This is a genomic window from Kribbella sp. NPDC104740 (assembly GCF_055583505.1).
Window position 1 is genome coordinate 972,877 of the sequence record NZ_JBVJNV010000003.1, and the last position, 24,868, is coordinate 997,744.

Here is a 24,868-nt window from a genome sequence, read left to right on the forward strand (position 1 = left end):
GTGATCCTAGCCAAAATCCTCACACGAATGTCTTGCACAAACGTCTGAGACTTCCGTACAGTCGAAGCCATGACAACGATCCTGATCTCCGGAGCCAGCGTCGCCGGCCCGGCCCTCGCGTACTGGTTGCACCACTTCGGCCACCACGTGACCGTGGTCGAGAAGGCGCCCGCACCCCGGCCCGGCGGGTACGCCGTGGACTTCCGCGGCGCGTCCCTGACCGTGCTCGACCGGATGGGCCTGCGGGCCGCGGTCGAGGCGCGGGCCACCCGGATGGGCGCGATGCACTACGTGGACGGGTCCGGCCGGACCGTCGCCAAGACCTCGGAGACCGCGTTCAGCGGCGAGCTCGAGGTGCTGCGCGGCGACCTGGTCGAGATCCTGTACGACGCCACCCGCGCCGGCGTCGAGTACGTGTTCGGCGACTCGATCACCCGGCTGCACGAGGACGCGGACGGCGTACTGGTCGAGTTCGAGCACGCGGATGCGCGCCGGTTCGATCTCGTGATCGGCGCGGACGGGCTGCACTCGAACGTACGCCGGCTGGCGTTCGGGCCTGAGGCGTCGTTCCGGCACGATCTCGGGTACGCCGTGTCGGTCGCGACGGTGCCGAACTATCTCGGGCTCGACCACACCGGGCGGCTGCTGAGCGTGCCGGGCAAGACGGTCGGCGCGTACTCCGCGCGCGACAACACCGAGGCGAAGGCGCTGTTCTACTTCGCGACGGACGGGCGGACGGTCGATCGGCGGGACACGGCGGCGCAGCGGGAGCTGGTCGCGGAGACGTTCGGTGGGCTCGGGTGGGAGGTGCCGCGGCTGGTGAGTGAGATGCAGGTGGCGGAGGACTTCTACTTCGACTCGATCAGCCAGATCAAGTTGGATCGGTACTACCGCGGGCGGGTCGCGCTGGTGGGGGACGCCGGGTATTGCGCGTCGCCGCTGGCGGGGATGGGAACAAGCCTGGGGATCGTGGGCGCGTACGTGCTGGCCGGTGAGCTGCACGCCGCGCAGCTCGCGGACGCGGAGCCGGGCGCAGAGACGGGCGCAGAGCCGAGCGCGGAGACGAGCGTGGAGCCCGCACACATCCGCGCGTTCGCGGCGTACGACGCCGTGATGCGCCCGTTCGTCGCCGCCTGTCAGAAGCAGGCGACCGACGGCGCGCGCTGGTTCATCCCGGGCAGCAAGGCGTTCCTGCGCCTGCGCAACCTCACGTTCCGGCTGATGCCCTACCTGCCCTGGCGCAAGCTGATCGACGAGCTGCCGCTGAAGGTCGGCAACGCGGTCGAGCTCAAGCAGTACGAAGCCCGGCCGCCGCGGCCTGCCGAACAGCGTCGGTGAGCGCGTCCAGGACCGGCGAGTCGAGCTTCCAGTACTGCCAGTACAGCGGCACGTCGACGTACTTGCCCTGGGCAACCTCTACCAGCGTCCCGGCGGCGAGATCGGCTTCGACCACCTCTTCCTCGATCATCCCCCAGCCCAGCCCGAGCCGGATCGCCCGGACGAACGGGCCGGGCGCGGGGATCGAGTGCACCGGTGGGTCGAGCCGGCGCCGGGTCACCTTGCGCATCAGCCGGTGCTGCAGCTGGTCCTTGGTGTTGAACACGAGCAGCGGCGCGTCGCCCAGCGCCTCGGCCAGCGGGCGCCCGGCGAGCCAGCGTTCGGCGTACGACGGTGTGGCGATCGACAGGTACCGCATCCGCCCGAGCGGCACGACGCGGCAGCCCTGCACCGGTCGCGGATCGGCAGTCACAGCCGCGAGCACCGAGCCGGCCCGCAGCAGCTCGGCCGAGTGGTCCTGATCCTCCTGCCGCAGGTCGAACGCGGTCACCAGCTCCGGCGGGACGGCGAGCAGCGCGGGCAGGAACCACCCGTTCAGCGAGTCCGCGTTGACCGCGATCGGCAGCCGCAGCCCCTCGACGGTCCCCTTCACCGCCGCGATCGCCTCGACCTCCAGCAGCGAGACCTGCCGGGCGAGCCGCAGCAGCGCGTCGCCCGCGGCCGTCGTACGAGCGGGTTTCCCGCGCTGGATCAGCACCTGGCCGACCCGGCTCTCCAGCGCCTTGATCCGCTGGCTGACCGCCGACGGCGTGATCCGCAGCCGTTGCGCGGCCAGGTCGAAGCTGCCCTCGTCGATCACCGCCGCGAACGTGCCGAGCTGGGACGAGTCGATCTCCATGAAGTGATGCTAATGGCGGTGAAGAATCTTTAGCTGGTTTACAGCGCTCGATCTTCCTACCGTCAAAGGTGTGAACCTCCTGGCCGGCTTCCTGACCACCCTGTCGATGATCGTCGCGATCGGCGCGCAGAACGCCTTCGTGCTGCGCCAGGGGTTGCGACGCGAGTACGTCCTGCCGGTCGTCCTGATCTGCGCGCTGTCCGACGCCGTCCTGATCACCAGCGGCATCGCCGGCCTCGGCGCCCTGCTCACCGGCAACCCGACCGCCCTCACCATCACCAAGTACGCCGGTGCGCTGTTCCTCTTCGGGTACGCCGCCGTCGCGGCCCGCCGAGCGTTCCGCCCGAGCGCACTGACCGCCGCCGACCACGCGCCGGCCGCGCTGCGCAGCGTGCTGCTCACCTGCCTCGGGTTCACCTACCTCAACCCGCACGTCTACCTCGACACCGTCGTGCTGCTCGGCTCGCTCGCCAACCAGCACGGCACCGATGGCCGCTGGCTGTACGGCGTCGGCGCGGTCGCCGGCAGCTTCTTCTGGTTCTTCTCGCTCGGCTACTTCGCCCGCAAGCTCGGCCCGGTCTTCGCCCGTGCCCGGGCCTGGCAGTTCCTCGACGGTGGCATCGCCGCGGTGATGACCGCGCTGGGCGTCTGGATGCTGCTCCCCTGAGCGCCAACAATGGCCGCGTGGACGTGACTGTGCTGTGCGACGCGGTGGCGGTGTTCCCCGAGCCGATCGGCGACGCCCTGCCTGGTTGGTCGGCGGAGCAGCAGCGCTGGGCCGAGGTGGAGGCGCCGGGGAACGTTGCTGCTGATGGGGGCTGGCTGCTGCACTTCCACTCGTACCTGCTGACCAGCGATCGGCATGCGGTGCTGGTGGACACAGGGGTTGGGCCGGCGGGCGGGGAAGCAGCGGAGTGGCTGGGTACGGCGGGCCGCCTGCCTCAGCTGCTGCAGGAGGCCGGGGTCGGTGCTGAGGAAATCGACACGGTGATCCTCACTCACGTCCATCTCGACCATGCCGGGTGGAACACCGATGGCGACCGGCCACGGTTCGCTAATGCGAACTACGTTGTGCAGCAGACTGAGTTGGATCACGCACGAGCTGGTACGACGTACCGGAATCTCATCGAGCCGCTGGGTGAGCAGGTGCGGACTGTGGATGGGCAGGTGTCTGTTGCCGGCGTGACACTGCTGCCGACGCCTGGGCACACGCCAGGCCATCAGGCGGTGCTGACAGACCAGGTGCTGATCGCTGGGGATGTGCTGGTGCATCCGGCGCAGGCGAAGTGGCCGGAGCTGGTCTACGTGTATGAGCGAGAACCTGCTGTCGCTACGACGTCTCGCCGGGAGGTACTGCGCCTCGCGGCCGAGCTGGGCGTGCCGATCGCCGCGGCACACCCAGCCGGCCAGTGCGAAGGCGGAGTGCGGCGGCTGTGATCAGCGGTAGCCGGTGGTGTCGGCGGGCTTGCCGGGGTCCTGCACCTCGACGATGTAGCGCCACGCGTCCGGCTGGCTGCCGTCGCTGTCGGTGAAGCCGTAGACCTGGGCGAGTTGGCCGCTCGACAGGGACTGCTGGTTCCAGCGGGCGACGTCCGGGTCGGCCGCGAGCGCGGCGACCGCTCGGCCGACGTACAGGGGGCTTTCGGCGATGGCGAAGTGCGGGATCTTCTCGGTCGCGTCGCGCCAGTTCTCCTCGGTGACGCCGAAGGCGTCGAGCATCGCCTCGGAGCGGAGCCAGCCGGGCGTGAGCGAGACGGCGGTACCGCCGTACGGCTTGAGCTCGTGCGCGAGCGCGAAGGCCATCCGGTTCACCGCGGCTTTGGCGAGGTCGTAGAAGAACGAGACCCGGTAGTTGGTCGCGTTGTACTCGTCGGTGCCGTCGGTCATCTCGATCACCAGGCCGCCCGGCTGCTTGATCAGCAGCGGCAGCGCGAAGTGGCTGGTGATCGCGTGCGTCTCGACCGCGAGCCGGAACGTCCGCAGCCCGATGTCGAGCGACGACTCCCAGACGGTCTTGTCCCACTCCATCGTGGTCAGGCCGAAGATGTCGTTGACCAGGACGTGCAGCGCGCCTTGCTCGCGCTCGATCCGGGCGATCAGGTCGCGGACCTGGTCCTGCTCGAGATGGTCGACCTGGACCGGGATCCCGCGGCCGCCGGCGCGCTCGACCTGCTCGGCGGTCTCCTCGATCGTCTCCGGCCGCTGCATCTCCGACTGCTGGTCGCGAGTGGTCCGACCGGTCACATAGACCGTCGCGCCGGCCTCTCCGAGGGCGACCGCCGTGCCCCGGCCGGCCGCTCGGGTCCCGCCCGCGACCAGGGCCACCTTGCCGTCCAGAGGCTTCTTCGCCATCCCACCCACCGTCCTCAACCATACGCTGTACGATTTCGCTACCATACGGCGTATGAATACTGCTGGCAAGCCTGGCCGGCCGCGGGCCGGGGCGGAGCGGCTGAGCCGGGACGCGATCCTGGCCGCGGCGCTGCGGATCGTCGACGACGAGGGCGTCGAGGCGATGACGATGCGCCGGCTGGCCGGGACGCTCGGCGTGAACCCGATGTCGATCTACCACCACCTGCCGAACAAGGCGGCGGTGTTCGCGGGGCTCGCCGAGGTGGTGTTCGCCGGGCTCGACGACGTCGGCCAGGGCGGTGCCGGGCAGCGCGGCGGCGGGCAGCCGCGGGCCGGGCTGTCGTGGCAGGAGGAGTTGAAGGACTCGGCGCGGGCCTACCGGGCCGCGTTGCAGGCGCACCCGAACCTGGCGCTGCAGGTGCTGTCGGATCCGTCAGCGGTGTCGGACGTCGTGGTGGTGACGGTCGAGCCGTTCTACCGGGCGCTCGACCGCGGCGGCCTCGCACCGCGCGGGATCTTCGAGGCGGTGAACACGATCGTCGACTTCGTGCACGGGTTCATGCTCGGGGAGCTGTCGGTGCGCGCGGCGACCTTCGACCTCGCGCCGGATCTGGTCGACCGGGTGGAGAAGCTGCCGGAGGGCAAGGCGCCGACGCTGACGCGCGTCGTGCGGGCGCTCGGTCGGGACGGGCTGCACTACGACTTCGACAGCGGGTTCGAGTCGGCGTTGGCCGTACTGGTGAGCGGGATCGAGTCGACCTTGCGCTGACGGGGTTTCAGGCGGGAGATCGCGACACCGAGCAGGCAGAGCGCGCCGCCGGCGTACGCGAGCGGCGCCGGCGACTCGTCGAGCAGGAGCCAGCCGAGGAGGATCGCGAGCGGCGGGACCAGGTACGTCGTCGCGCCCATCCGGCCGGCGCTCGTCCGCGCGAGGGCGTAGGCCCAGGTGGTGAAGGCGAGCGCGGTCGGGAAGGCACCGAGGAAGACGACCCACCAGATCGAGGACGGTCGTGCGTCGGCGGTCTCGCGGACCAGGGTCGGGGCGAAGGGGAGGCAGCTGATCGCACCGATGGTGCAGGCGAGCCACGTGACTTCGAGGGCGGGAAGCCTTGCGAGCAAGGGCTTCTGGGCGACCACGCCGATCGCGTACGCGATGGCGGCGATGATGCAGAGGACGACGCCGAGGGTTTCGGCTTGGCCGCTCGAGGACGACGTGCCGATCAGGAGTACGCCGGCGAAGGCGACCGCGCTGCCGATGACGAGGCGGCGCGGGAAGCCTTCGCTGAGCAGGAGTCCGGCGAGTACGGCGATCAGGAGCGGGCCGATGTTGACGAGCATCGCGGCGGTGCCCGCGTCGAGGCGTTGCTCGGCCTCGTTGAGCGCGACGTTGTAGGCCCCGAACCAGAGCAGGCCGCAGACCAGCAGGAGCTTCCAGTCGCGTTTGGCCGGCCAGCGGCGGGGTCGGGTGAAGACGAGGACGCCGAGCAGCAAGCTGCCGACGACCAGGCGGCCGAGGGAGAGCGCGCCGGCCGAGAACTCGGCGCCGACGTGACGGATCGCGACGAACGCCGAGGCCCAGAGGACCACGGTGATCGCGGCCGCGGCGGCGGCCAGGAAGGCTTCTCGACGATCGGTCACATCGGGCTCCTCGTGCTTGGCGGGTGGTTCGACGGTATTCGCGGGACTGTTCGGTGGTCACCGAACGGAACGTCATTCGGCCGGAGGGTGTGAGGGCGGCGGTGGCAGGGCCTTCGGGGTGACGAGAGCGGTCAGCAGCACGGGCACGGTCAGGCCCGCGACCAGGATCGGCAGGCTGAACCAGACCGCGCCGAGCGCGAACCCGGCGTACACGGACACCGCGAACACCTCGGCGAAGAACCCGGACACCGAGGTGACCGTCGCCCGCGCCGGCCCTTCGATCGCGTCCTGCAAACGAGCTTCGGAGACGACGATGACGAGCTGCATCACGCCGTACCCGAGAGCGATCGGCAGGAACCCGAGCGCTGTACCGCTCAGCGATCCCCAGGAGATCAACCCCGCCGTCGCACCGAGCCCGACGGCGAACACCGACGCCGGCAACCGGTACGCCGGTCCCGCCAGCGCACCACCGATCGCCTGCGCCGCGACGGTCACCGCGATCAGCAGCGGCACCAGAGTGTTCGACGCACCCACTCCCCTGGCCAGCAAGGGAAAGTACTCGTCGAACGCCAGGAACCCACCCAGCAACGCCACCAACCCAACAGCCCGCCGAACCACGCGGCTGGTCGCCGCTTCACCCAATCCAGCACGCAGCATGAGGACATACCGCTCGAGCGCGCCTCGCCATCCCCGCGTCGGTGGTGCAGGGGTGGGAAGGGAGGAGGACCCGCCCGCCCCCGCCACGGCTTCGCCGGGCGACGATCCCGGGTTCTCCGGATCAGTCCCGTCAGCGGCTACTGCTCTGGTGGCCTCCGGAAGTGACGCGGCCACCAATAGTTGCGCCAGGCAACTGAGGAGGCTGACAGCACCGGCCAGTGCGTAACCACCCACGGCGAACAACGGGATGGCCGCCAGGGTGGCGGTCAAGTTGGCGATCAGGGCTGCCGATCTGGCCTTGCCGAGCAGGTTGGCGTACTTGGCCGTGCTGCCTCGGGCGGCCAGTTCGTCGTACACGAACGCCTCGTACGTACCGGAGATCAGGGCGGAGCCTGCTCCCCAGAGGACGAAACCGGCGGCGAAGCTCGCGTACGACGGGAGCGTGATCCAGGCTGCGTAGCCCAGGCCGGTCAGGGCAGGGCCGAGCATCAGGAGTTTGCGGCGGGAGAAGACGTCGGCCAGTGCACCGGACGGGATCTCCAGCAGGAACGCTGTGGCCGACCAGATGATGAACAGCGTCGAGATCTCCGTGGGCGACAGCCCGTGGTCCTCGAACAGCAACTGGTACAGCGGGTACAGCGGGATCAGGTCCTGCAACGCCTCGTAGGCGACGATGCGGACGCTCGGGCGGTCAGGGCGTCAAAGGAACGGGCTCGGGAATCTCATGCACTGAATTTACCCGCGTCCTCACCCCGCGAGCAGCTCTTTTGTTCCAGGTGTGGACAAGTGCAGGACCTGGTACCGCGTCCCGGGCACGATTCCGGGCTCGCCGCTCCACAGGGTGAAGTGGACGAGCTCCCAGCGCGACGGGTCGACCGCGATCGCCGAGGTGTGCACACCCGGCAGCTGGGCCGTCGTCCGCAACGAAGCGAGAGCCTCGGCGACCGGCCCGGCCGGGTCCACCTCGGCGGGCAGCGCGAACGTGTTCTTCGTCGCCGCGAGAGCCGGCTGGTCGACGTTCGGTCCGGGCAGCGTGCCGACGCCCGTCCAGTGCCGCACGCTCGGTCGCCCGAACGACTGGCAGATCCCCGTGAAGAACCCGCCGCCCCACAGGAAGCGGCCCATCCCAGCGGAGTCGTTCCACAAGTAGAACGGCGCGTACTGGTTCACCGCCGAGCCGTTGGCCTGGTCCTGGATCAGGTACGCCTTCAGCCCGAGCCCCTCGAAGTCGTCGGTCGCTGCGGCGCGTTCCACCACCCGGCGCCGGATGATCCCCATGTCGTAGTCCGCCGGCAAGGTCACCTCGTACTGCATCGCGTACACGGCCTTCTCCCCTCTCGGTCAGGTTCCGAACATACTAGTAGGTACAGAGCTAATTGCCGCGCGCCGGTGCCTCTTTTCGGCCAGGCTGGGGCGATGACGAGCGATCGGATCTGGTCGAAGCTGCCCGCCGGGACCCGGGAGGCGCTGGTCGACGGTCTGAGCCCGTCCGACCTGCAGAGCGCCCTGCTGGACGTCAGCCGCGAGCGCGCCGGGAAGCAGACGCCAGCCCGGGTGCTGGATCGCTGGCGCAACGACCGCTTCGTTCAGCCGTCGCAGGCGGATCCGCGCGCACTGGTCCGCACTCAGGCCCGCCTCTGGGACCTCCTGCCGGACCGGTTCGCCGGGGTCGAGCTCTCACCGGTGACCCCGCTCGGGACCTGCTCGGCGATCTCAACGATCCACCAGAACATGGTGCTGAGCACGATGCGGAACACCGAGGTCGCCAGCGACCCGACCAACGAGCTCGCGCTCGAGGCCGCCGTACGCCGGCGCGCAGGCGCCGAGCGCGTCGACCTGGCGACCTGCCAGCGCGTGGTCCGGGCGCAGGTGAACGACGGGCCGGGGATGTTCGCGCATTTCCAGCTGTTCGCGCTCGTGTCGTCCGCGCGGGACACCGGGTCGGGGCGCACGGAGGCGGAGCTGCTGCTCGATCACCTGCGCTTTTGGTACGCCGTACTGGGTGAGAAGGCGGAGTTCACGTTCACCAGCTTCGCGGCGAGCGCCGTCCGGGAGCGGATCGACGACACCGTACGGCCGGGGCTGCCGGTGCAGTTCACCGAGGACACCGGGCGCACCAAGGGGTCCGGCTACTACACCGGGACGGCGATCGGGATCGGTGTCGACGGCAACGAGCTGGGCGACGGCGGGTTCACCCGCTGGACCGCTGACCTGCTGGGCGACGCGAAGGAGCGCTGCCTGACCTCCTGCATCTCCACCGAGCGGCTGACGGCGCTCAGCGCAGTTTGAGCAGCGCGGCGTCGGTGGGACTGAAGCCGCAGGCGTCGACGTAGAAGCTGGTCAGGTGCGGCTCGTAGTCGACGTGCAGCCATTCGCAACCGGCTGCACGCGCCTCCTCGGCAGCGCGGACGACCAACTGGGCGCCGATGCCCTTGCGGCCGTGGTCGGGATGCACGGCGGTGTCCAGCACGAAGGCGTGGGCGCCGCCGTCCCAGCAGACCTGCACGAAGCCGATCAACTGGTCGCCGTCGAAGGCGCCGACCCAGGTGAGGGCGTGCCGCTCCAGGCGCTCTGCCCAGGGCTGCACCTCGCCGGGCGACCCGAACGCCAACCCGTGCAGGGCTGACAGCACCTGGTCGTCAACGGCGAACCGGACGCGCAGCTCCATCTAGCGGCCTTCCGTGCTGATCAGTACGACGGTGCTGTCGGCGGTCAGGTCGAGTGACTCGCGTGCCGCGCGCAGGCCGGCCAGGGTGGCGGCGCCGCTCGGGCCGGAGGAGATGCCCAACGCTGCAAGGTCTTCTGAGGCCTGCAGGGCGTCGGGGTCGTCCACGGTGACTGACGCGTGCAGGCCGTCGCGCAGTACCGGCCAGGCCAGGCTGGACGGGGTGCCGCAGTTCAGGCCGGCCATGACGGTGTTGCTGGTCTCTACCGTGACCGGGCGGCCGGCGAGGAGGCTGGTGGTGATACAGGCGGCGTTGCTGGGCTCTACGCCCAGGACATGTCCACCGTGGGCGACAGCGGCTTGGGCTGCTGAGCCGACGCCCATCGGGACGACCAGGAGGTCGGGAACTACGTCCAGCTCGCGGAAGAGGGTGGAGTAGCCGTCGACGATCAGCTGGGGGATCTCCTCGTAGCCGGGCCAGGCGGAGTCCTGGATGAGGAGGCGCTGGTCCGTTGCCGAGGCCGCGGCGGCGAGCACCGCTTCGTCGTACGAGGTGGGGAGGACGGTGACCTCGACGCCTTCGGAGCGGATGGCGTCGATCGCTGCGGCGCTGACGACTTCGGGGATGAAGATGTGCGAGCGGAGGCCGAGCTGGTGGGCTCGGCGGGCGACGGCTCGGCCGTGGTTGCCGTCCGTCGCGGTCACGAGGGTCTCGGTGTGCGGCTGCCGGGCGCGGTGGATGGCCCACCAGGCGCCGAGGGCTTTGAAGGCGGGGAGGCCGAGGCGGTGGGACTCGTCCTTCACCAGGACGCGGCCAAGGCCGAGCTCGGTGGCCAGAGCCGGTACTTCGTGCAGCGGCGTCACGGCGTACTCGGGGAGGCTCTGGTGGAACGCCAGCACCTCGGCCGGAGCTGACGGCGTACGGCGAGGACCAGAGCTGTCGGCGCGGTAGAGCACCGGCTACGCGACCAGCGCGAACGCCTGACCGGTGGCGGAGTACGACTGCGGCGCGGAGGTGCCGATCCGCTGCGGGCCCGACTCCTGGACGCGGATCGACGTCGTCTGCAGGCGGACCGGCAGCGTCGAGCGGACCGCCGTCGCCAGGTCGAACTGCACCTCGGCGAGCAGATCGCTCAGCTCCAGGTCGAGCGCCCGGCAGATCGCGGCCAGGATCTCCGAGGAGGGCTCCTTGCGGCCGCGCTCGATCTCGGACAGGTACGGCACGGACACCTGGGCCACCTCGGCGAGCTCGCGCAGGGTGATCCCCCGCTCGCGGCGCAGCCGGCGGAAGACGTTCCCGATCACCTGGCGTAGCAGCACGTCCGGTCCTCCTCGACTTGGTGGCTCCTGTACCGAGTGTGCCACCCCGGCGAGGTCTGCGGTGGGCAGATCTGCCACGGGCAGATTCCCGCGACTCCCGGCCCGGTGGCGGCGACGCTGGACGACATGAGCGAGAACCAGCGAACCACCGACCTCGACCAGCACATCTACCAGCGCCTGCTCTGGCAGCGGATCGTCGTCCTGCGCGACGAGATCAAGGACGAGAACGCCAACGCCGTCTGCGCGCAGCTGATCCTGCTGAACGCCGAGGACCCGAAGGCGGAGATCTCGCTCTACATCAACTCCCCCGGCGGCTCGGTCTCGGCCGGGCTGGCGGTGCTGGACACGATGAACTTCATCAGCAACGACGTGGCGACGTACGCGATGGGCCTGGCCGCGTCGATGGGACAGGTGCTGCTCGCCTGCGGTACGCCGGGCAAGCGGTTCAGCCTGCCGCACGCGCGGATCATGATGCACCAGCCGTCCGGCGGGATGGGCGGGACGGCCAGCGACATCAAGACCCAGGCCGAGCAGTCGCTGCTCGCCAAGCGGCAGCTGGCCGAGCTGCTGAGCGGGCGGACCGGGCAGTCGGTGGACAGGATCACCGAGGACTTCGACCGGGACCGCTGGTTCACGCCGGAGCAGGCGCTGGACTACGGGATCGTCGATCGGGTGCTGAGTCAGCCAGTCGCAGTGTGACCTGTGGAGCCCGCCCCCGCGGCGCGGGCGCCACAGGTGACTAGGAGAGCGCCCGGTCGAGGTCCCTGATCAGGTCCTCCGGGTCCTCCAAGCCGATGCTGAGCCGGAGCAGGTCCTGGTCCGGCTTGGCGTCGTCAGCAACCAGGCGGTGGGTCAGGGCGGCCGGGTGCTGAATCAGCGTGTCCACACCGCCCAGCGACACCGCATGCGCGATCAGCTCGAGCCTGGCGAGCAGCTGGTCGGCTCGACTCGTCCGGAACGCCAGTACGGCGCCCGGCCCGCTCTGCTGGCGTCCGACGAGCCCCTGCGGGTCACACTCGGGCAGACCGGGGTAGTAGACCTTGTCCACAGCCGGGTGCGTGCTGAGCCAGTCAGCAACCTTCGCCGCACCCGCCTGCTGAGCGCGAACGCGCACCGGCAGCGTCTGCAGCCCCCTGTGCAGCTCGTACGCCGCCAGCGGGTAGAGCAGCGCCCCGGTCACCGCACGCATCTGCCGGAGCTGTGCAACCCACTCCATCGGGCCGGCGACCAGGCCGCCCATCACGTCGCCGTGGCCGCCCAAGTACTTGGTCGCCGAGTGCAGCACGAGCGTGGCGCCGTGCTGCGCCGGCTGCTGCAGCACTGGGGTCGCGAACGTGTTGTCCACAGCCACCGGTACGCCGGACGCCTGGCGGACCACGTCCGCGATGTCGACGAGCTCCACGGTCGGGTTGGCCGGGGTCTCCAGCAGCACGAGACCGGTGTCGGGGCGGAGCGCCTCGGCGATGGTCTGCGGGGTCGCCCAGCTGACCGTCGTACCGAGCAGGCCTGTGGACAACAGGTGGTCCGAACCGCCGTACAGGGGTCGGACGGCGACCACGTGCGGCTTGCCGGCGGCGACCGTGGCGAGCAGAACCGCGGCCAGCGCGGCCATGCCGGTGCTGAACGCGACGGCGCCGTCGCAAGACTCCAGCTCGGCCAGGGCTGACTCCAGGCGGGCGACGTTCGGGTTCCACAGCCGCTGGTAGACGAGGCTGCCGTCGCCCGGATCGCCGCCGGCCGCCATCCGGTCGTAGGCGGCGCCACCGGCCTGGACGTCGGTCAGCGGGTACGTCGTACTCAGGTCGATCGGGGGGACGTGCACCCCGAGGGCGGTCAGGTCGTCACGACCGGCGTGCACGGCGCGGGTGTCGCTCATCGAGCCTCCTTCGGTTCCGTCTGCGGTAGCGCCAGGGTGGAATCTTCTGCGAGATCGAGGCAAGAGTTCCGAAGAAAATTCGTCCACAGGTCTGTCCACACGCTGTGGATTCTGTGGACGGGCTTTACAGTGAGGGCATGCCGAAGGATCGCCGGACCCCCGGACCGGCCCCCCGGCCGGTGCCCGCGGGGCTCGACGAGGTCGACCTGGAGCTGGTCCGGCTGCTCACCGCGGACGGGCGGATGCCCAACAACGCCCTCGCCGAGGCGACCGGCATCGCGCCGTCGACCTGCCTGGCCCGCGTGCGCGCGCTGCGGGACCGCGGGGTGATCCGCGGCTTCCACGCCGACGTCGACCTGGCCGCGCTCGGGCGCCCGCTGCAGGCGATGGTCGCGATCCGCATCGGCGCCCACTCCCGCGACGAGATCGACCGCTTCCGCGCGATGGTCCCGCGGCTGCCCGGCGTACTGTCGCTGTTTCACGTCAGCGGGGCGAACGACTACCTGCTGCACGTGGCGGCGGCGTCACCGGACGAACTGCGGGACTTCGTCCTCGATCACTTGACCGCCGACCCAGCGGTCGTGCACGCGGAGACCAGCCTGATCTTCGAACACGTGCGACCTGTGGATAACTAAGGCTGTGGATAACTCTCAGGTGAGGAGCTCCTGCGTCAGCGGGGCTTGAGGCCCCAGGCTTCCGCGAGGAGGTTGTAGGAGTGGCGGCGCTCCGCCGGGTCGTGGATCGACGTGGTGATGATCAGCTCGTCCGCGCCGGCCTTGTTGGCTCGGCGGCCGAGGTCGGCGGCTACCTGGGTGGGGGTGCCGACCGAGACCAGGCCGGACCACTCCTCGACGGCGGCCTTTTCGCCTTCTGACCAGGGGTAGGCGGCGGCTTCCTCGGGGGACGGCATGGGGCCGGGGCGGCCGGAGCGGAGGCGGAGGATGGAGAGGGCGTTCGCCAGGGCCAGTTGTTCGGCGCGTTCTTCGGTTTCGGCGACGATGGCGGCCAGAGCGAGGATCGCGTGGGGCTCGCGCTGTTCCGGCGACGGCTGGAAGAGTTCGCGGTACTTGGCGATGACGGCCGTCGGGTCGAGGGTGCCGAAGTGGCCGGCGTAGGCGAAGCCGGTGCCGAGGATGGCGGCTGCTTGGCCGCCGTACGTGCTGGAGCCGAGGATCCAGACCGGCGGGAGCGGGACGTCGGACGGCTGGGCGGTGATGGGGGCGAAGGGGTGGTCCGCGGGGAAGCCCTCGGCGTACGCGCGCATCTCGGCGTACTGGTCGGGGAAGTCGTCGGCGGCCAGGGCCTCGCGGCTGCGGCGCAGGGCCAGTGCGGTGCGCTGGTCGGTGCCGGGGGCTCGGCCGAGGCCGAGGTCGATGCGGTCGGGGTGGAGGCCGGCCAGAACGCGGAAGGTTTCGGCGACCTTCAGCGGGGAGTGGTTCGGGAGCATGATGCCGCCGGCGCCGACGCGGATCGTCGACGTGACACCGGCGACGGCCGCGATCATCACCTCGGGGGTGGAGCTGGCGACGCTCGGGATGTTGTGGTGCTCGGCCAGCCAGAACCGGTGGTAGCCGGCGGCCTCCGCGGTCTTCGCCAGTTCGAGCGTCTCGTGCAACGCCTCCGACGGCTTGGTCCCGGTCGGCACCGGAGAGAGGTCGAGTACGGACAGCGGCATCGCTTCACTCGTCACGGTCAACGACAACCGCCCGTACGCCGTTCCTATTCCACCGTGACGTCCGTGCAGCCCGAGAACGTGTACGCCGGCTCGCCGCCCGTCACCCGGTTGCCGGTGAAGACGAGCCCGCCGACGCTCTTCGCGCGCAGCACCTCGCCGTCGCCGGTCAGCTCGAAGTCGTTGTCCTCGATCACGACGCCGCGGTGCACCGGCTCGCCCTCGACCTGGTTGGTCGGGTCGAACCAGATCACCGGCGTCGCGGGCCGCAGGAAGCGGTTGCGCCGGATGACGAGGTCGCGGACCGGTCCGGACTCGTACCACTGGTGCGCGTCGGCGCTGACGTAGATGCTCGCCATGGTCATGCCGTCGAACACGTTGTCCTCGAGCACGACGCGGCCCCGCGTGGTGACCAGGGCGCCGCGGGTCGGGACGTTTCGGAAGGTGTTCCCGGCGATCCGCACCGACGGCGTGTAGGTGACGTTCTCGACGACGTGCGCGCCGGGCGTGACGACCTCCGGTACGGCGGTGTCGAGCGTGATCGTCATCGTGGTCAGCGGCTTGCTGCTGTCGAAACCGGTCGGGCCGTCGACTGCAGTGACCGTCGCCTGAGCGACGCCGACCATGGTCAGCTTGTCGACGAGCTCGACCACGTCGCCGACGTGGAACTGTGGAAAACCCGCGGTCTCGTTGTGCATGTACTGCAGGTCGAGCACCGCACCCGCGACACCGATGACCTCCAGATAGGTCCCGTGGATGTTGATCGGGTCGTCGTGCGCGCCGTCGAAGAGGTTGCCGGTGATCGTCACCGTGCCGCCGACGCCCGACATCTGCAGGATGTCCGCGAACGCCGCCGTGCTGCGGCCCTTCGCGCGGTCGGCGTGGAACGAGTTGCCGGTGATCGTGATGTCGGTGCTGAGCTGCCCGACGATCCCGAAGCCGTGCAGGTAGCCGGCCTGCAGGTTCGTCACCGTGACCTGCGCGGACTCCCAGATGAAGCCGGCCGCGGTGTCGCGCGTCGGCTCGCGCAGCTGGTAAACGAGGCCCGTGTCATCAGGGACCACCGCCGAGGAGTAGTCGACGCGGACGCGATGCGAACCGAGATCCGTCACCCCGGCGACCTCGGTGAAGAGCGGGTTCGGCCCCCGCCACGTCCGCTGCGCGACCGGGTCATGGATCTGGCAGTACCACATCTCGTCCGAGCGGTACCGCCAGTACGGCGTACCGCTGACCGGGCTCGCCTCCCCCAGAAAGCTCAGCGAACCATCGACGACGTACGGGTTCCCCGGCGGAATGCTCAGCACCCGGTACGCCGGCCCGGTCTCCGCAACGGTCACGTCAACGACCTTCGGCGCCACCGTGTCGAACGCGAAGTCCCGAAGCGTCACCCGCTCGGAGCGGACGACCGCGAACAACCCCATCAGCCCGTGCAGCTGGAACGTCGACCCGTCGCCGTCGATGGTGAGGTCGGCCAGATCCTCCACCAGGAACGCGAAACGCTTCAGCCGGTGCGCCTGGTCCGCGCCGACCGTGTTGGAGATGTAGAACTCCCGCTCGATAGCGTGCTCGGGATAGAGCTGGTAGGTGCCGCGCGGAAAGACCAAGCGGACCGGCCCACTCAGCGTTCGCACGTGCTCCAGCGCCGCGACAACCGCCGGAGTGCTGTCCTGTACGCCGCTGCTGTCCGCGCCGAACGCGGTGATGTCGACCAGGGTCACAAGGGTCTAGCTAATCAAACCGGGTAGGGATCGCGGGAGCGGGCGTCGCGCAGCGTCCGCCCCCACCAGGCCAGCTGGTCCAGCAGCACGGTCGCCGCCTGGGTCGTGGCGATGTCCTCGAGGTCCTCCGGTACGTCCGACCCGGGGAACTGCTGGAAGCTCAGCGTCTCGCGGACCGTCACGGTGTGCAGCTCGCCGAAGACGAGGCGCAGCTGCTCGGCGGCGCGCAGCCCGCGCGAGCGGCCGCCGTACACGACGAAGCCGACCGGTTTGCCGAACCACTCGTGCCGGACCGAGTCGATCGCGGTCTTCAGGTCGCCGGGGTAGGCGTGGTTGTACTCCGGCGCCAGCACCACGTAGGCGTCGGCCTCGGCGATCCGGCGCGGCAGGTCGGTGGTGCTCGCCAGGTCGATCAGGTCGAGCTTGAAGTCGTCGCGGCGCTCGACCTGCTGGGCGAACCAGGCCGTCAGCGCCCGGCAGAACGGGCTGGCCTCCGTGGTGCGGACCAGGAAGGCGAGCCGGAGCGGGTGAACGGTCACGTCGAGCGACGGTAATACCTCAACAGGACTTGAGGTCAAGGTCAACTCTGGAGAAAAGGGCGAAATGCCGTAAAATCGAGGATTTGTGGCGGCCGGCAGAAATGTTCCGGGGACCAACGCCGTGCATTTTATCATGAGGGGCTGGAATTGCAGAATCCGGTGCAGTCGGAACAGATTCATCTGACCACTTTCTACGCGGCGCTGGACCGCGAGCGGGAGCGCGCGGAGACCCGCCGAGACGGTGAGCAGGTGGCCGGGACGCGCAACGCGCAGGCCCTGCACCAGCGCGACGGCCGCGTCCGTGACCTGAACGCGCGGCTGGCCCGGCTGAACGCCGCCGAGGAGGGCCTGTACTTCGGCCGCCTCGACGACAGCGACGGCGAGGTGCTGCACCTGGGCCGGATCGGGCTGCACGACGAGGACTACGAACCGCTCCTGGTCGACTGGCGCGCGCCCGCCGCCCGCCCGTTCTACGTGGCGACCGCCGTGCACAACCAGGGCGTCGTCCGCCGCCGGCACATCCAGAGCCGGCTGCGTCAGGTCGTCGACGTCCAGGACGAGCAGCTCGATCTCGCGCGAACCGCCGAGGGCGAGTCGCGGCTCGGCACCGGCGTGATGGGCGAGGCCGTCCTGCTGAAGGCACTGGAGGCGCGGCGGACCGGCACGATGGAGTCGATCGTGCAGACCATCCAGGCCGACCAGGACCGGATCATCCGCTCCGAGCTGCCCGGCGTACTGGTCGTGCAAGGGGGTCCGGGAACGGGAAAGACCGCGATCGCGCTGCACCGCGCCGCGTACCTTCTCTACACCCATCGCGACCAGCTGGAAAAGCGCGGAATTCTCGTCGTCGGGCCGAATCCGACGTTCCTGAAGTTCATCGGCCAGGTGCTTCCGTCGCTCGGTGAGGACGGCGTCCGGCTGGTCACGCTGGCCGAGCTGTACCCGGGGCTCACAGCGACTCGGCCCGAGTCGGCGGAGGCCGGCGAAGTGAAGGGCCGGGCCGTGATGGCCGAGGTGATCGCGCAAGCGGTCGCCGACCGGCAGTGGGTGCCTGCGAAGCCGGTCGAGGTGACCGTGGACCGGACCGTGCTGCGGCTCGACCCGGCGGTCGCCGAGCAGGCGCGGTCGCGGGCCCGCGAGCGGCGGCTGACGCACAACCAGGCCCGGCCGTTCTTCCTGACCGAGATCGTCGACGCGCTCGTCGCGCAGTACGCCGACATCATCGGCGCCGACCCGCTCGGCGGCGAGAACCTGCTCGACGAGTACGACCTGACCGAGCTGCGCGCCGAGGTGAAGGCCGAGCCCGCCGTACAGGCGCTGCTCGACCAGCTCTGGCCGAACCTCAGCCCGCGCGAGCTCCTGATCGACCTGTACGGCGACGAGCGGCGGCTGGCGCAGGCGGCGCCGCAGCTGAGCGAGCTCGACCGCGAGCACCTGCTCCGGTACGGCGACGACTGGAGCCCGGCCGACGTCCCGCTGCTCGACGAGGCCGCTGAGCTGCTCGGCGACGACGGGCAGGAGGCGGCCCGGTTGAAGGCGGAGCGGGCGCGCGCCGTCGCGTACGCCCAGGGCTCGCTCGACGTGCTGAGCGGCTCGGGCTCGACGGACTTCGACGAGGACGACGAGTCGGAGGTGCTGACCGCGCGCGACATCCTCGACGCGGAGGCGCTCGCCGAGCGGTACGAGGCCGACGACGACCGGACGCTGGCCGAGCGGGCCTCGGCCGACCGCCGCTGGACGTACGGGCACGTGATCGTCGACGAAGCGCAGGAGCTGTCGCCGATGGCGTGGCGGGCGATCGCGAGGCGCTGCCCGCTGCGGTCGATGACGCTGGTCGGCGATGTCGCGCAGACGAGCGCGGCCGGTGGCGGGACGAGCTGGCGGCAGGCGCTGGGCTCCATCTTCGGCGACCGCTGGCGGCTGGCCGAGCTGACGATGAACTACCGGACCCCGGCCGAGGTGATGGAGCTGGCCGGGCAGGTGCTGCAGCTGGTGGACCCGACGGCGAAGGCGCCGGAGTCGGTGCGGTCGACCGGGGTGAAGCCGTGGCACGTCGACGTCGTACCGGCTGAGCAGGCGGCCTACGTGAGCAAGGTCGCCGGCGAGGAGGTGCAGCACGGTCAGGTCGGGGTGATCACCTCACGACTGCGGCTGGAGCTGGTGCAGGAGGCCGTCGGCGCACTGGCCGGCGTCACCGTGCTGACTGTCGGCGGCGCGAAGGGACTCGAGTTCGACTCGGTGCTGGTGGTCGATCCCGAGGGGATCATGCTCGAGTCGCCGCGCGGTCTGCGAGACCTGTACGTCGCGCTGACGCGGTGCACGCAGCGGCTCGGTGTGATCGGTGAGCTACCCGAGGTGCTGGCCGGGTCGGACGCCTGGGACGAACGCCGCTGAGCTGTTTGCAAGCGGTGCGCGGAGTGCTAACTGTCGAAGATGAAGAAGCCACTCGTGTGTCTTCTCGGCTTACACAAATGGAGAACCGAGCGTAACGACGAAGGCCAGCGCTACCAGCTGTGTCTGCGGTGCGGCACCAGCCGCGACAAGATGTCGCTGAACGACTACGGCATCTACTAGTGGTCGGCGCAGCACTTCTGCTGGTGCTCGGCCTCGAAGGGGATGAGGACGCCGCCCGCGGCGGGCTGGACCTGGAGGATGGTCTGGCCCTCACGGCGGATCGGACGGACGAAGTCTCGGGTGTCGATGACGCTGTCGTCGGTGATCGGTAGCCCGCCGAGCGCCTCGACGTAGTCGATGCCGGCCTTGGCGCGCAGCTCGGCAGCGGTCTGTACGCCGTACGCGTGCTCGCGGCCCGGCCAGCGGACCAGCCGGCCGGCGCCGAGGGCCGTCTCGACCGCGGCGACGTACGCGCCGCGGACGAGCTGGCTCGGGCCGGCCAGGTCGGGAGCCGTCGCGCCCGGGCGGGTGAACGCGGAACCGGCGCCGCGCTCGATGCACCACGTCCGGACGTGGATCTCCAGCTCGTCCGTCGGTGCGGTGATGGAGACGGCCAGGTGCGGGGTCTCGGCCCCGGTGATCATGTGCGTGCACGCGATCACCGGGGTCACCGCCGGGCCGAGCAGCTCGTGCAGAACGTGCTCGGCGGCGGCGGTGTCGCGGCTGCCCGCGTCGACGGCGATGATCATCAGCGCTTGGGCAGGACCCAGATCGGGTTCGTGTAGAACCACAGGTCCGCCCACGGGTCGGCGTCACCGACCACGTCGAGCTGCGGGCCCGCCGGGTCGATCGCCGAGCCGAGGTAGCCGGGCTGGCTGCGGTTGCCGTCGGTACCGCGGACGCGGACGTAGAACGGCTCCTCGGCCTTGCCCAGCGGCAGCACCAGTTCGAACGTGCCGCGCTTGCCGGAGGTGTCCCACTGCCGGACGACCTTGGTGTCGGGCGCGGTGAACGTGTCGCGGTTGCTGACCGTGCCCTTGACCGCACCGCGGATCGCGTCGACCCGGTTCAGCTTCGGTACGAAGTTCGACCAGTTCGGCATAGTCTGGGTGGTGATCCGGACGACCAGCTCGACCGCGCGGCCGCGGCGTACGGTCAGCGCGCCGCCGAGCGGCTCGCCGTAGCGCTGCCCGACCTCGCGGACCTCGACCTCGACGCCCTTGGCGAGCATGCCGTGGTCGACCCACATCCGGCCGGCCCGCAGGCCCTCCATCACCGACAGGTAGTCGCGGCGGTCGGCGCCGACGTGGGTGCGGCTGTAGTAGCCGGGGAAGAAGTCGCCCGCGGTCCGGTTGATCGTGTTGCCGTAGACCGGGTCCATGTAGCGGCCGTCGCGGTCGAACTGCGCCTGGTCGGAGCCCGGCGGACGGACCGAGGTCTCGTTCCAGTTCACATGGCTGTCGGAGTTGGCGCTGATCCACCAGGGCTTGCCCTCGGCCAGCAGGCTGTCCCAAAGACCGCCGACGGTCGACGTCATCCAGTCGAAACCGCCCCAGGTCCGGTACGACTCGGCCGGGTAGCCCGCGAAGGAGTTCGCGCTCGGGGCGTTGCCGTAGAAGCCGCGCGCCGCGGCGCCGCCGATCGGGGCCGGCAGGCCGGCGGCCTGGTGACCGGGCGCGCCCTCGAAGCCGATCGCGATCCGCGGGTCGGCGTCGCGCCAGTTGCGGATCTCGTGCGGGCTGTCGATGCCGTTGCGGGCCGGGTGGTTGGCCAGGAACAGCGCGTCCTGGACGCGGCGGCGGTCGACCTGCTGGCCGAGCCACTGGATGCCGGAGACCGCGAGCTGCTCGTTGGCCGGGGTGTTGCCGCCGGCGTTCTTCACGCTGCCGTCGTAGCTGTTCTCGAACTGCTTGAGCACCTCGACCTCGCGCGAGCCCGGCGCCACGAAGACGGTGCCGTGCTCGGCGGCCGGGATGTTCCACTCCAGGCCCTGGAAGATCAGCGTGTCCTTCAGTTCGGTGCGAGCCGCCTTGATCTGCGGGTTGACCAGGTCGACACCGATCCGCGCGTGGGTGGCGCCACCGTGGTCGGTGATGACCAGCCAGTCCAGCCCGTACGCCGCCGCGTGGCGGGCCTGGTCGATGACGCGGTACATGCCGTCCGAACTCAGCTGGGTGTGGATGTGGTGGTCGCCGGCCAGCCAGACGTTCGGGCGCTTGTGCTGCTGGAAGATCCAGCCCGGCACGTTCTTCGGCGCCGCGGCGGCCGCCGCGGAGGCGCCGGTGACGGCGAGCGCCGCCGTACCGCCGAGGATGCCAGCGGAGCGCAGCAGCGACCGGCGGCTCACCTCGGACGGCGAGAGGTCGGCGTCCGGGATCGACTCGTCCAGCGCGGCCAGCGTCGCGGCGTCCAGCTCGGTGTTCGGGTGGTGGTGGTCGTGCTCGTGACCGTGCCCATGGCCGTGTCCATGTCCGTGGCCGTGACCATGTCCGTGACCGCTGTGGTCGTGGGAGTGTCCCATCGTGCGTCCTCTCGGAGGGCGGAATCCGGCGCGATCATCGCCTTTCTTCATGGCCTGAAGGTGTTGTCCGGGTGAACCGTCGGCTCCGGCCATGGACAACGGCGGCCGTGGTGGCTTCACTGGGAGGTGGGGGACGCCATGGGGAGATCGTCGTCGAGAGCAACCAGTGCGCTGCTGGCTGTCCTGGCTGGGATCACGGCCGGAGTCGTCGCGGTGCTGCTCACGGCGGTCGTCATCCTGGCGACGGAGCCGTCCGGGAGCGCTCGGCCGGGCGTGCAGGCGGCCGGCGTACCGTCACCGGCCGCGCCGAAACCCGCTCCGCACACGCCGCGGCCCAGCTCGACCGCTGCGTCGGTGAAGGCGTTCGGGGATGTCCGGGAGCTGCCGGTCGGGCTGGTGTGCCGCGACCTCAAACAGCGTGGCTACGGGTACGCCGCCGCCGTCGAGTACTGGCAGGTCCAGGCGCAGCCCAACCGGATGGATGCCGATCGCAACGGAATCCCGTGCGAGCCGGAGTACACCCGGACCGAGGTCGGGAAGTACTGGCAGGGCCGGAAGGTGAGCTCGCTGGCCTCGGTGCCGGACGGGCTGCTCTGCCGCGACCTGGTCGCCCGCGGGGCGTCGTACGGGGAAGCGGTCACGTACTGGTGGTACGCCGGGATGCCGGCCCGGTTGGATGCCGATGGCAACGGGATCCCGTGCGAGCAGGTCTACCCGGCGACCGTGGTGCAGGCGTTCTGGCGTCAGTGAGCGCGCAGCGGCCGGCAGAAGGTGCGGAGGTCGTCGACCAGCAGGTCCGGGACCTCGAGGGCGGCGAAGTGGCCGCCGCGGGAGTGCTCGGTCCAGTGCGTGACGTGGTGGGTGCGGGCGAGGATGTGGCGTATCGCGGGGTCGGTCGGAAAGACGGCGACGCCGGTGGGCACTCCGGTCGGGGCCGAGATCTGGGTGCTGGGCTCGGAGTAGAGGACGGCGGACGTGGCGCTGGTGTTGGTGAACCAGTAGATGCAGACGTCGGTGAGGATGTGGTCCAGCCTGGCGCTGCTGAGCGGACGGCGCGGGTCGGACCAGTCGTGGAACTTCTCCAGGATCCAGGCCAGCTGGCCGACCGGTGAGTCGCTGAGCGCGAACGAGAGCGTCTGCGGCTTGGTCCCCTGCAGTTCCGCGTACGCCGTACCGGTCGCTCGGACGTGATCGGCGGCTGCAAGCTTGGCCTGGTCGGCCGGGTCGAGGTCGTCGAAGTCGCCCGGGCGGTAGCCGGGATCGGTGGACGGGTGGGCGAGGCCGCCGTTCAGGTGGACGCCGATGACGTGCTCGGGGGCGACCTGGCCGAGCAGCGGGGAGACGACCGAGCCGGTGTCGCCGCCCTGGGCGACGTACCGGTCGTAGCCGAGGCGGTCCATCAGGGCCGCCCAGGCGTGGGCGATCCGGAGGTGGTTCCAGCCGATGTCCCGGAGCGGGACCGAGAAGCCGTGCCCGGGGACCGAGGGCGCGACGACGTGGAACGCATCCGCCGGGTCGCCGCCGTACGCCGCGGGGTCGGTGAGCGGGCCGATCACGTCCAGGAACTCGGCGACCGAGCCGGGCCAGCCGTGGGTGAGGATCAGCGGGAGCGCGTCCGGGGCCGGCGAGTGGACGTGCAGGAAGTGCACCGGCTGGCCCTCGATCGTGGTCATGAACTGCGGGAACGCGTTCAGGCGGGCCTCCCACCTGCGCCAGTCGTAGGCGTCCAGCCAGTACCGGACGACCTGGCGCAGGGCGCGGACCGGGACGCCGCGGGACCAGTCGTCCGCGGCCGGGAGCTCGCGCGGCCAGCGGATCCGGTCCAGCCGGGCGCGCAGGTCGTCGAGGTCGTCCTCGGAGACGTCGATCCAGAACTTGTCGATCATGGCCGCAGCGTTCCGACGGCGGCGGCCAGCAGATCGATGCCCTCGGCAACCGCCTTCTCGGTGAGGCTGCCGTAGCCGAAGACCAGACCGGGCGGGCCGGGCGGCGTGAACCAGTACGGCGTGAGCGGGTGGACACCGACGTCGCACTCGCGGGCCGCGGTCGCGACGGTTTCGGCGGGCAGGTCCGGTGGGAGCCAGACCAGGACGTGCAGGCCGGCGGAGACGCCGACGGGCTTGAAGTCGGGCAGGCGGTCGGCGAGCTGCGTGACCAGGAGGTCGCGGAGGTTCCGGTAGCGCGGGCGCATCCGGCGCAGGTGCCGGTCGAACTCGCCGTGGGTGACGAAGTCGGCGAAGGTCAGCTGGTCGAGCACCGACGAGCCGCGGTCGTCGGCCAGCTTCGCGGCGGCGAGCGGTTCGACGAGCGCGTCGGGGAGGATCAGCCAGCCGAGGCGGAGACCGGGCGCGAGGGTCTTGCTCGCCGTACCGGCGTAGACGACGCGGTCGGGGGCCAGGCCCTGGACGGCGCCGATCGGCTCGCGGTCGTAGCGGTACTCGGCGTCGTAGTCGTCCTCGATGATCAAGGCGTTCCGGCGGACGGCCCACTCGACCAGCGCGGCGCGGGTCGCGGGCGAGGCGACGGCGCCGATCGGCATCTGGTGCGCGGCGGTGACCAGGACGAGGTCGGCGCCGGAGCGGTCGAGGGCCGCGACGTCGATACCGGAGTCCAGGACCGGTACGCCGACGACCTCGAGGCCTGCGGCTCGCGCGATGTCGCGGAGCTCGTAATCGGACGGGTCCTCGAGGGCGAGCTTGCGGTAGCCGGCCGCGACGAGGACCTGGAGGAGCAGGCGCGAGCCCTGGGCGAATCCGTGGCAGATCAGCAGGTTCTCGGGGCGGGCCGACGTACCGCGGACGCGGTTGAGGTAATCGGCGAGGGCCTCCCGCAGCTCTGGTGAACCCTGGCCGGACAAGTACGAGAAGGTGCTGTGCGGAGTCTCGTTGAGAACCCGGCGGACCGAGCGGAGCCAGGCTGCGCGCGGGAACTGGCTGACGTCGGGGCGGCTGTACTTGAAGTCGATCCTGGGCGGGCCGGTGGGCTGCTGGTTCGTGCGGGTCTGGCTGCTGGTGCGCGCGGCGGTCGGGGCGACCTGGGTGTAGCCGCCGGTGCGGCTGACCAGGTAGCCCTCGGCGACGAGCTGCTGGTACGCCTCCACGACGACGCCGCGGGACAGGCCGAGGTCGTTGGCGAGCGCGCGGGTCGACGGCAGGACCGCGTCGGCACGCAGCAGGCCCTCGCGGATCCGGGCGCGGATCCCCGCCTCCAGCTGCTGGTGCAGGGGCACGGCGCCGGAGCGCTGGATCTCGACCAGCAGCTCGCCGGAACCGGTCCTGGAACGGCTCATGCCATCGGACCTTAGCCGCGCGCCGGGGCGCTGTCAGGGCCGAACCCGGAC

At 70.5% G+C, this 24,868-nt stretch carries 25 protein-coding genes; 9 read left to right on the forward strand and 16 right to left on the reverse strand.

Annotated elements, in window-relative coordinates:
• Positions 1-69: 69 nt before the first annotated feature.
• A complete protein-coding gene (locus tag ACZ6Z4_RS20745; RefSeq protein WP_465566573.1) occupies positions 70-1,338 on the forward strand; it encodes an FAD-dependent monooxygenase in 1,269 nt (422 codons plus the stop codon).
• Here ACZ6Z4_RS20745 and ACZ6Z4_RS20750 read toward each other — a convergent pair.
• Positions 1,289-2,176, reverse strand: a complete 888-nt coding sequence (locus ACZ6Z4_RS20750; protein ID WP_465566576.1) for a LysR family transcriptional regulator ArgP — start codon at positions 2,174-2,176, stop codon at positions 1,289-1,291. The genes ACZ6Z4_RS20745 and ACZ6Z4_RS20750 overlap by 50 nt on opposite strands.
• A gap of 70 nt (positions 2,177-2,246) precedes the next feature.
• Between ACZ6Z4_RS20750 and ACZ6Z4_RS20755 the strand changes: the two genes are divergently transcribed.
• Together ACZ6Z4_RS20755 and ACZ6Z4_RS20760 are read left to right on the forward strand one after the other, a co-directional pair.
• Positions 2,247-2,843, forward strand: a complete 597-nt coding sequence (locus ACZ6Z4_RS20755) for a LysE/ArgO family amino acid transporter (RefSeq protein WP_465566580.1) — start codon at positions 2,247-2,249, stop codon at positions 2,841-2,843.
• Between the two features lie 17 nt (positions 2,844-2,860).
• Positions 2,861-3,613 (forward strand): MBL fold metallo-hydrolase, encoded by a 753-nt coding sequence (locus ACZ6Z4_RS20760; protein WP_465566585.1) that lies wholly within the window; start codon positions 2,861-2,863, stop codon positions 3,611-3,613.
• On the opposite strand, the gene ACZ6Z4_RS20765 is transcribed toward ACZ6Z4_RS20760, so the two are convergent.
• The gene (locus ACZ6Z4_RS20765) at positions 3,614-4,528 is read right to left on the reverse strand and encodes an SDR family oxidoreductase (protein WP_465566588.1); all 915 of its coding nucleotides are present in this window, start codon (positions 4,526-4,528) and stop codon (positions 3,614-3,616) included.
• A gap of 52 nt (positions 4,529-4,580) precedes the next feature.
• On the opposite strand from ACZ6Z4_RS20765, the gene ACZ6Z4_RS20770 reads away from it, so the two are divergent.
• Entirely contained in the window at positions 4,581-5,297 is a 717-nt protein-coding gene (locus tag ACZ6Z4_RS20770; RefSeq protein WP_465566591.1) for a TetR/AcrR family transcriptional regulator C-terminal domain-containing protein, read from the forward strand.
• On the opposite strand, the gene ACZ6Z4_RS20775 is transcribed toward ACZ6Z4_RS20770, so the two are convergent.
• The 3 genes from ACZ6Z4_RS20775 to ACZ6Z4_RS20785 form a co-directional block, all read right to left on the reverse strand.
• A complete protein-coding gene (locus ACZ6Z4_RS20775; RefSeq protein WP_465566594.1) occupies positions 5,225-6,166 on the reverse strand; it encodes a DMT family transporter in 942 nt (313 codons plus the stop codon). The genes ACZ6Z4_RS20770 and ACZ6Z4_RS20775 overlap by 73 nt on opposite strands.
• Positions 6,167-6,238: 72 nt before the next feature.
• Positions 6,239-7,480: an MFS transporter gene (locus ACZ6Z4_RS20780; protein ID WP_465566597.1), complete on the reverse strand. Its 1,242-nt coding sequence runs from the start codon at positions 7,478-7,480 to the stop codon at positions 6,239-6,241.
• A gap of 90 nt (positions 7,481-7,570) precedes the next feature.
• Positions 7,571-8,137 (reverse strand): DUF4865 family protein, encoded by a 567-nt coding sequence (locus ACZ6Z4_RS20785; protein ID WP_465566803.1) that lies wholly within the window; start codon positions 8,135-8,137, stop codon positions 7,571-7,573.
• A gap of 102 nt (positions 8,138-8,239) precedes the next feature.
• Between ACZ6Z4_RS20785 and ACZ6Z4_RS20790 the strand changes: the two genes are divergently transcribed.
• Positions 8,240-9,112 carry a hypothetical protein gene (locus ACZ6Z4_RS20790; RefSeq protein ID WP_465566600.1) on the forward strand — a complete coding sequence of 291 codons (873 nt, stop codon included), beginning with the start codon at positions 8,240-8,242 and terminating at the stop codon, positions 9,110-9,112.
• Here ACZ6Z4_RS20790 and ACZ6Z4_RS20795 read toward each other — a convergent pair.
• The 3 genes from ACZ6Z4_RS20795 to ACZ6Z4_RS20805 are packed head-to-tail and all read right to left on the reverse strand — an operon-like array spanning position 9,099 to position 10,808.
• Positions 9,099-9,491 (reverse strand): GNAT family N-acetyltransferase, encoded by a 393-nt coding sequence (locus tag ACZ6Z4_RS20795; protein ID WP_465566603.1) that lies wholly within the window; start codon positions 9,489-9,491, stop codon positions 9,099-9,101. The genes ACZ6Z4_RS20790 and ACZ6Z4_RS20795 overlap by 14 nt on opposite strands.
• Positions 9,492-10,445 carry a pyridoxal-phosphate dependent enzyme gene (locus ACZ6Z4_RS20800; RefSeq protein WP_465566606.1) on the reverse strand — a complete coding sequence of 318 codons (954 nt, stop codon included), beginning with the start codon at positions 10,443-10,445 and terminating at the stop codon, positions 9,492-9,494.
• A 3-nt stretch (positions 10,446-10,448) separates the two neighbouring features.
• Positions 10,449-10,808: a helix-turn-helix domain-containing protein gene (locus tag ACZ6Z4_RS20805; RefSeq protein WP_363670195.1), complete on the reverse strand. Its 360-nt coding sequence runs from the start codon at positions 10,806-10,808 to the stop codon at positions 10,449-10,451.
• Positions 10,809-10,934: 126 nt separating this feature from the next.
• Here ACZ6Z4_RS20805 and ACZ6Z4_RS20810 point away from each other — a divergent pair, with 126 nt between their 5' ends.
• Positions 10,935-11,507: a ClpP family protease gene (locus tag ACZ6Z4_RS20810; RefSeq protein ID WP_363670197.1), complete on the forward strand. Its 573-nt coding sequence runs from the start codon at positions 10,935-10,937 to the stop codon at positions 11,505-11,507.
• Between the two features lie 40 nt (positions 11,508-11,547).
• Here ACZ6Z4_RS20810 and ACZ6Z4_RS20815 read toward each other — a convergent pair whose 3' ends face one another.
• Positions 11,548-12,684 (reverse strand): trans-sulfuration enzyme family protein, encoded by a 1,137-nt coding sequence (locus tag ACZ6Z4_RS20815; protein ID WP_465566610.1) that lies wholly within the window; start codon positions 12,682-12,684, stop codon positions 11,548-11,550.
• Positions 12,685-12,821: 137 nt separating this feature from the next.
• On the opposite strand from ACZ6Z4_RS20815, the gene ACZ6Z4_RS20820 reads away from it, so the two are divergent.
• Entirely contained in the window at positions 12,822-13,319 is a 498-nt protein-coding gene (locus ACZ6Z4_RS20820) for an Lrp/AsnC family transcriptional regulator (RefSeq protein ID WP_465566613.1), read from the forward strand.
• Positions 13,320-13,354: 35 nt separating this feature from the next.
• Here ACZ6Z4_RS20820 and ACZ6Z4_RS20825 read toward each other — a convergent pair whose 3' ends face one another.
• From ACZ6Z4_RS20825 to ACZ6Z4_RS20835, 3 genes are read right to left on the reverse strand one after another with little or no spacing between them, the layout of a single operon-like run.
• A complete protein-coding gene (locus tag ACZ6Z4_RS20825; RefSeq protein WP_465566618.1) occupies positions 13,355-14,359 on the reverse strand; it encodes an LLM class flavin-dependent oxidoreductase in 1,005 nt (334 codons plus the stop codon).
• Between the two features lie 44 nt (positions 14,360-14,403).
• A complete protein-coding gene (locus tag ACZ6Z4_RS20830; RefSeq protein ID WP_465566621.1) occupies positions 14,404-16,074 on the reverse strand; it encodes a right-handed parallel beta-helix repeat-containing protein in 1,671 nt (556 codons plus the stop codon).
• Between the two features lie 14 nt (positions 16,075-16,088).
• The gene (locus ACZ6Z4_RS20835) at positions 16,089-16,613 is read right to left on the reverse strand and encodes an NADPH-dependent FMN reductase (RefSeq protein ID WP_465566625.1); all 525 of its coding nucleotides are present in this window, start codon (positions 16,611-16,613) and stop codon (positions 16,089-16,091) included.
• Positions 16,614-16,772: 159 nt separating this feature from the next.
• Here ACZ6Z4_RS20835 and ACZ6Z4_RS20840 point away from each other — a divergent pair, with 159 nt between their 5' ends.
• Positions 16,773-19,007 (forward strand): HelD family protein, encoded by a 2,235-nt coding sequence (locus tag ACZ6Z4_RS20840; RefSeq protein ID WP_465566627.1) that lies wholly within the window; start codon positions 16,773-16,775, stop codon positions 19,005-19,007.
• Between the two features lie 176 nt (positions 19,008-19,183).
• On the opposite strand, the gene ACZ6Z4_RS20845 is transcribed toward ACZ6Z4_RS20840, so the two are convergent.
• Both ACZ6Z4_RS20845 and ACZ6Z4_RS20850 read right to left on the reverse strand, forming a co-directional pair.
• A complete protein-coding gene (locus ACZ6Z4_RS20845) occupies positions 19,184-19,756 on the reverse strand; it encodes a hypothetical protein (RefSeq protein WP_465566630.1) in 573 nt (190 codons plus the stop codon).
• Positions 19,756-21,528, reverse strand: coding sequence for a histidinol-phosphatase (locus ACZ6Z4_RS20850; protein ID WP_465566632.1), 1,773 nt, complete (start codon positions 21,526-21,528; stop codon positions 19,756-19,758). Before ACZ6Z4_RS20850 ends, ACZ6Z4_RS20845 begins: the two co-directional genes overlap by 1 nt.
• Before the next feature lie 138 nt (positions 21,529-21,666).
• On the opposite strand from ACZ6Z4_RS20850, the gene ACZ6Z4_RS20855 reads away from it, so the two are divergent.
• On the forward strand, positions 21,667-22,278 hold the full coding sequence (locus ACZ6Z4_RS20855; RefSeq protein WP_465566634.1) for a hypothetical protein: 612 nt from the start codon (positions 21,667-21,669) through the stop codon (positions 22,276-22,278).
• Here ACZ6Z4_RS20855 and ACZ6Z4_RS20860 read toward each other — a convergent pair.
• Complete coding sequence (locus tag ACZ6Z4_RS20860; RefSeq protein WP_465566636.1) at positions 22,272-23,414, reverse strand: epoxide hydrolase family protein; 1,143 nt, start codon at positions 23,412-23,414, stop codon at positions 22,272-22,274. The genes ACZ6Z4_RS20855 and ACZ6Z4_RS20860 overlap by 7 nt on opposite strands.
• A complete protein-coding gene (gene pdxR, locus ACZ6Z4_RS20865) occupies positions 23,411-24,817 on the reverse strand; it encodes a MocR-like pyridoxine biosynthesis transcription factor PdxR (RefSeq protein WP_465566638.1) in 1,407 nt (468 codons plus the stop codon). Before pdxR ends, ACZ6Z4_RS20860 begins: the two co-directional genes overlap by 4 nt.
• Positions 24,818-24,868 lie beyond the last annotated feature (51 nt).